This window comes from Arthrobacter sp. Y3221048, assembly GCF_059092685.1.
In genome coordinates this window covers 1-1720 of record NZ_JBNHHX010000010.1, presented here as the reverse complement: position 1 = coordinate 1720, position 1720 = coordinate 1, and the positions used below count along the sequence as shown (strand labels likewise).

1 protein-coding gene and 1 rRNA gene are annotated in these 1720 nt (G+C 56.6%); one reads left to right on the top strand and one right to left on the bottom strand.

Going from position 1 to position 1720, the window contains the following annotated elements; genetic code table 11:
- Window positions 1-181, bottom strand: a 181-nt coding sequence (locus tag AC5RVS_RS17830; protein ID WP_494109134.1) for a hypothetical protein, incomplete at its 3' end; no start/stop codon positions are given.
- Here AC5RVS_RS17830 and AC5RVS_RS17825 point away from each other — a divergent pair.
- Window positions 181-1704 (top strand): 16S ribosomal RNA (locus AC5RVS_RS17825). The genes AC5RVS_RS17830 and AC5RVS_RS17825 overlap by 1 nt on opposite strands.
- Window positions 1705-1720: the final 16 nt, after the last annotated feature.

Genomic DNA, 1720 nt, shown 5'->3' with positions numbered 1-1720 from the left:
TGCTCCTGTTGTTTGAGAACTCAATAGTGTGCCAAGTTTGTTGATACCAATTTTTTATTGGTTGAAAGTGCCGTGGCGTGCCGCCCCTGTGGTGTGTCGCGGTTTTATCAGCCTGGTTTGAATTTAGTGCAGTGTCTTCGGTCGTTTTCCCGGCCGTTGGTGCTGTGTCTGTTTGAAACATTAACGGAGAGTTTGATCCTGGCTCAGGACGAACGCTGGCGGCGTGCTTAACACATGCAAGTCGAACGATGATCCGGTGCTTGCACCGGTGATTAGTGGCGAACGGGTGAGTAACACGTGAGTAACCTGCCCTTGACTCTGGGATAAGCCTGGGAAACCGGGTCTAATACCGGATATGACCTGTCACCGCATGGTGGTGGGTGGAAAGATTTTTCGGTCATGGATGGACTCGCGGCCTATCAGCTTGTTGGTGGGGTAATGGCCTACCAAGGCGACGACGGGTAGCCGGCCTGAGAGGGTGACCGGCCACACTGGGACTGAGACACGGCCCAGACTCCTACGGGAGGCAGCAGTGGGGAATATTGCACAATGGGCGAAAGCCTGATGCAGCGACGCCGCGTGAGGGATGAATGCCTTCGGGTTGTAAACCTCTTTCAGCAGGGAAGAAGCGAAAGTGACGGTACCTGCAGAAGAAGCGCCGGCTAACTACGTGCCAGCAGCCGCGGTAATACGTAGGGCGCAAGCGTTGTCCGGAATTATTGGGCGTAAAGAGCTCGTAGGCGGTTTGTCGCGTCTGCTGTGAAAGCCCGGGGCTCAACCCCGGGTCTGCAGTGGGTACGGGCAGACTAGAGTGCAGTAGGGGAGACTGGAATTCCTGGTGTAGCGGTGAAATGCGCAGATATCAGGAGGAACACCGATGGCGAAGGCAGGTCTCTGGGCTGTAACTGACGCTGAGGAGCGAAAGCATGGGGAGCGAACAGGATTAGATACCCTGGTAGTCCATGCCGTAAACGTTGGGCACTAGGTGTGGGGGACATTCCACGTTTTCCGCGCCGTAGCTAACGCATTAAGTGCCCCGCCTGGGGAGTACGGCCGCAAGGCTAAAACTCAAAGGAATTGACGGGGGCCCGCACAAGCGGCGGAGCATGCGGATTAATTCGATGCAACGCGAAGAACCTTACCAAGGCTTGACATGGGCCGGATCGGGCTGGAAACAGTCCTTCCCTTCGGGGCCGGTTCACAGGTGGTGCATGGTTGTCGTCAGCTCGTGTCGTGAGATGTTGGGTTAAGTCCCGCAACGAGCGCAACCCTCGTTCCATGTTGCCAGCGCGTAATGGCGGGGACTCATGGGAGACTGCCGGGGTCAACTCGGAGGAAGGTGGGGACGACGTCAAATCATCATGCCCCTTATGTCTTGGGCTTCACGCATGCTACAATGGCCGGTACAATGGGTTGCGATACTGTGAGGTGGAGCTAATCCCAAAAAGCCGGTCTCAGTTCGGATTGGGGTCTGCAACTCGACCCCATGAAGTCGGAGTCGCTAGTAATCGCAGATCAGCAACGCTGCGGTGAATACGTTCCCGGGCCTTGTACACACCGCCCGTCAAGTCACGAAAGTTGGTAACACCCGAAGCCGGTGGCCTAACCCCTTGTGGGAGGGAGCCGTCGAAGGTGGGACCGGCGATTGGGACTAAGTCGTAACAAGGTAGCCGTACCGGAAGGTGCGGCTGGATCACCTCCTTTCTAAGGAGCTTCCTCA